5 protein-coding genes are annotated in these 4,164 nt (G+C 73.6%); 1 reads left to right on the top strand and 4 read right to left on the bottom strand.

Annotation, left to right across the window (positions count from 1 at the left end; all coding sequences use genetic code 11):
- On the bottom strand, nt 1–591 hold a 591-nt coding region (gene recO, locus E1258_RS30490), incomplete at its 3' end, for a DNA repair protein RecO (RefSeq protein WP_132407181.1).
- A 101-nt stretch (nt 592–692) separates the two neighbouring features.
- Here recO and E1258_RS30485 point away from each other — a divergent pair.
- Nucleotides 693–1,481, top strand: coding sequence for a DUF4097 family beta strand repeat-containing protein (locus E1258_RS30485; protein ID WP_132407179.1), 789 nt, complete (start codon nt 693–695; stop codon nt 1,479–1,481).
- Here E1258_RS30485 and E1258_RS30480 read toward each other — a convergent pair.
- From E1258_RS30480 to E1258_RS30470, 3 genes are all read right to left on the bottom strand, one after another.
- Nucleotides 1,468–2,652 (bottom strand): acyltransferase, encoded by a 1,185-nt coding sequence (locus tag E1258_RS30480; protein WP_132407177.1) that lies wholly within the window; start codon nt 2,650–2,652, stop codon nt 1,468–1,470. The two genes, E1258_RS30485 and E1258_RS30480, sit on opposite strands and share 14 nt — an antisense overlap.
- A gap of 261 nt (nt 2,653–2,913) precedes the next feature.
- Nucleotides 2,914–3,819 (bottom strand): GTPase Era, encoded by a 906-nt coding sequence (gene era, locus E1258_RS30475; RefSeq protein WP_207919845.1) that lies wholly within the window; start codon nt 3,817–3,819, stop codon nt 2,914–2,916.
- Nucleotides 3,816–4,145 carry a cytidine deaminase gene (locus tag E1258_RS30470; protein WP_132407185.1) on the bottom strand — a complete coding sequence of 110 codons (330 nt, stop codon included), beginning with the start codon at nt 4,143–4,145 and terminating at the stop codon, nt 3,816–3,818. Before E1258_RS30470 ends, era begins: the two co-directional genes overlap by 4 nt.
- Between the last annotated feature and the right edge of the window lie 19 nt (nt 4,146–4,164).

The raw sequence follows: 4,164 nt of genomic DNA, 5'->3' as shown, positions 1-4,164 counted from the left end.
GGCCGCGCCGGGGGGCCGGCAGTCCGGGCAGACCGCGCCGCCGGCCGGCACGGAGAACGCCCGGTGCCGCCCGGGGGTGCCGCAGACCGCGCAGGCGGTCAGCGCGGGGGCCCAGCCCGCGAGGGCCATCCCCCGCAGCAGGTACGCGTCGAGCACCAGCGTGGTGGCGTGCTCGCCCCGGGCGAGCGACTTGAGCGCGCCGAGGGTGAGCTGGAACAGCCGCAGCGACGGCTCCCGCTCGACCGGGGTGAGCCGCTCCGCGGTCTCGGCGATCGCGCTGGCCGCCGTGTAACGCGGATAGTCGCCGAGGAACCGCTTGCCGTACAGGTCGATCCCCTCGACCTGGCTGACGCTGTGCAGCGAACTGCCGGTGTTGCCCTTCGGGTCGCCGGCGAGCTGGACGTCGACGTGGCCGAACGGCTCCAACCGGGCGCCGAACTTGCTGGTGGTGCGGCGGACCCCCCGGGCCACCGCGCGCAACCGCCCGTGCCGGCGGGTCAGCAGGGTGATGATCCGGTCGGACTCGCCGAGCTTCTGCACACGCAGGACCACCGCGTCGTCGCGGTAGAGCTGTCGGCGGTATCCGGCCATCCGGTCATTCTCCCTCGGGGTACGAAATCAGGGTCGGTTCGGGGTGCGCGGCGGGCGATCCCGGATGCGCGGCGGGCCGGCTCGGCCGTAGCGTGCCGTCCATGGTTTTCCACCGGACCGTCGTCCGCACCCGCGCCGTCGCCGGGGCGACCGCCGCTGCGATCCTCGTCGCCGGATGCGACACCCTGTCGCTGCGCCGGCTGGACTTCGACGACACCGAGTCCACGCGGATCAGCCAGGTCACCGTGCTGCGGGGCGCGGGCGACGTGACGGTCGTCGGCAGCGGTCCCGCCGGCCAGGTCCGCATCACGCGGGTGCTGCGCTACCACGGCGACCAGCCCCGGGTCCGGTACGAGATCCGGGGCGACGAGCTGGTGCTGGACACCGACTGCGGCTCCCGCTGCTCGATCTCGTACGAGGTGACCGTCCCCGAGGGCGTCGCGGTACGCGGCGAGGCCGGGTCGGGCAACGTCGTGCTGAGCCGGGTCGGCGAAGTGAATGTCCGGGTCGCCTCCGGGAACCTGGAGATCACCCGGGCGACCGGCGCGGTACGCGCCGAGACCGACTCCGGCAACGTCGAGGCCGACGACGTACGCGGCCCGGCCACCCTGCGCGCCTCGTCGGGCAACGTGACGGGCAGCCGCCTGAGCGGCCAGGTCGACGCGGAGACCAACTCCGGGAACATCACCGTCGAGCTGGCCGCCCCGGCCTCGGTGCGGGCGCACGCCTCCAGCGGCGACGTGCAGCTCGTCGTGCCCGCCGGCCGGTACCAGGTGCGGTCGGACGTCGGCTCCGGCGAGGCCGACCTGGGCGTCGTCGACGACCCGGGCGCGTCGCTGCTGCTCGACGTGGCCGCGAACAGCGGCAGCGTGACGGTCACCGCGCGCTGAGCTTGAGGGTGTGCTCCTCGGGGGCCCGGGGCGCGGGCAGCACCGCCCGGTCGTAGCCGGCCGGCGCGGGGCTGACCGGCACGGCGGCGGGGGCCGGCACGGGGCGGCTGCCGCCGAGGACCTGGGCCGACGCGGGACGGCGGCCACCGGTTCGGGTGACCGGCGCGGGACGGCGGCCACCGGGGAACAGCTCCGGGGGCCGGCCGGCGGCGACGTCCTCCACCCAGCCGACCAGCGCGGTGACCACGCCGACCAGCGCGAAGACCAGCGCCACCCGGATCGCCAGGCCGACCGGGTCCTGGTGGGACCAGCCGACCACGTCGACCAGCGGGGTGATGGCGACCACGAACGGCATGTGCCAGAGGTACACGGTGAGCGCCCGCCGGTTCAGCAGCGTCACCACCCGGGCGGCCACGGCGGTACGGTCCACCCAGGCCGCCGACGCCGGGGCCCGGCCGATCGCCACGAGGATGAAGGCCGCCGACCAGAGCGCGTTGCCGAGAGGGTTGTCGTTCAGGTCGTACCCGCGCGGGCCGGGGTGGGTGACGATCCACACCGCCCCGGCGGCCCCGAGAGCCAGCGCGGCCGGCACCAGCACCCGGGTGGCGGTGCGCCGCAGCAGCCCGTCATGGTGGGCGAAGCCGAGCAGCCAGGCACCGAAGTAGAGGCCGAACTCCCGCAGCACGGTGGGCGCGGCGGGCAGCAGTCCGAACTCGACGGCGGCCAGCAGCGCGTACGGGGCGAGCAGGGTGGGCCACGGGGCTCGCCGGAACAGCCACAGCGCGAGGGGCGAGGCGAACACGAACCACAGGTAGTCGCGCAGGTACCAGATCACGCTGAGCGCCAACGCCCCCCAGTGGTTGGCCGGCGGGTCGGCGACCGGGAACACCCAGAGCAGCACCTTCGGCGTCAGCGGCAGCCCGGTGAGCAGCATGGCGGGGACGAAGACCGCGACCACCACCCACAGCGACGGCAGCAGGCGACGCAGCCGCCTCCGCACCGCCGACGGGCCGGCCCGGTCCAGCGACGCCGCCATCAGCGACCCGGCGAGCGCGAACATCACCGACATGGCCGGGAAGACCAGGGTCAGGCTGGCCCATCCGGTCACGTGGTAGACGACGACTCGGACGATCGCCAGGGCACGGAGCAGGTCCAGGTACCGGTTTCGCATCAGCCGGCTTCCGGTCGGGGGCAGGGGGGAGCTATCGATCCCTACCCTCCGGCCCCCACCGTCAAACTGGCAGACAGTAGCCCTGAAAGTGAGAAATGCCATTGATCTGAGAGGAATCAGGAACTACCCGCTCCGTGGCGCCCTCGTCCCAGCGGCTGGCGTGCGCCACCTGACCCCAGCCGTACGCGAAGTGTCCCTCGGCCAGCCGGTCGGGAGCCGTTCGTCGGGCCAGAAGGCGGCAGGGCCCCCGATCCGACCGGGTCAGAAGCCGAGCTTGCGGAGCTGCTTAGGGTCGCGCTGCCAGTCCTTCGCCACCCGTACGTGCAGGTCCAGGTAGACGCGGGTGCCGAGCAGCTCCTCGATCTGCCGGCGGGCGGTGGTGCCGACCTCCTTGAGCCGGCTGGCCCGGTGGCCGATCACGATGGCCTTCTGGCTGGGCCGCTCGACGTACACGTCGGCGTAAATCTTCATGAGCTGACCCTCGGGGATCATCTCCTCCACCACCACGGCGATGGAGTGCGGCAGCTCGTCACGGACCCCTTCCAGGGCCGCCTCCCGGATCAGTTCGGCCACCAGCACCTGCTCCGGGTCGTCGGTGAGCATGTCGTCCGGGTAGAGCTGCGGCGACTCGGGAAGATAGTCGGTCATCACGTTGACCAGGGTGTCGAGTTGGTGCCCGGAGACGGCGCTGACCGGCACCACCGCAGCGAAATCCCCCATCCCGCTGACCGCCAGCAGCTGCTCGGCCAGCCGTTTCTTGTCCACCAGGTCGGTCTTGGTCACCACCGCCAGCACGGTGGCCTTCAGCTCGGCCAGCTCCCCGGTGATGAACCGGTCGCCCCGGCCGACCGGCTCGTCGGCCGGGACGCACAGGCCGATCACGTCGACCTCGCTCCAGGTGGAGCGGACCAGGTCGTTTAGGCGCTCGCCGAGCAGCGTGCGGGGGCGGTGCAGCCCCGGGGTGTCGACCAGGACGAGCTGCGAGTCCGGCCGGTGCAGCACGGCCCGGATGATGTGCCGGGTGGTCTGCGGCTTGTTCGAGGTGATCGCGATCTTCGTGCCGACGAGGGCGTTGGTCAGCGTCGACTTGCCGGCGTTCGGCCGGCCCACGAAGCAGGCGAACCCGGCCCGGTACGGGCGCACTCCCCCGACGCCGACGTCGCTCACTCGGCCACCGTGCCGAGGACGGTGCCGTCCGGCGCGGCCACGTGGATCGGCGCGTCGGCGGTGAGGTCGCGGACGGCGGCGTGCCCCGCCCCGTCCAGGGTCGACGCCTCCGTCACCACGACGGCGGCCTCCAGCCGGGTCGCCCCGGCCGCCACGGCGCAGGCCACCGCGAGCTGGAGGGCGGTGAGGGTCAACGAGGGCAGCGACACGCTCGCCGCCGCGTACGTGCGACCGTCCTGGTCGCGTACCGAGGCTCCCTCCACGGCACCCACCCGGCCCCGGGCCCCCCGGGCGAGGATGACCAGCTTGCCGTCCTCGGCGCTCAGCTCGACCGGCGCGGGCGGG

The organism is Micromonospora sp. KC207, from assembly GCF_004348615.1.
GTDB lineage: Bacteria > Actinomycetota > Actinomycetes > Mycobacteriales > Micromonosporaceae > Micromonospora.
Note: the sequence above shows the minus strand (reverse complement) of the source record. Positions and strands in the feature narration are given on the sequence as shown.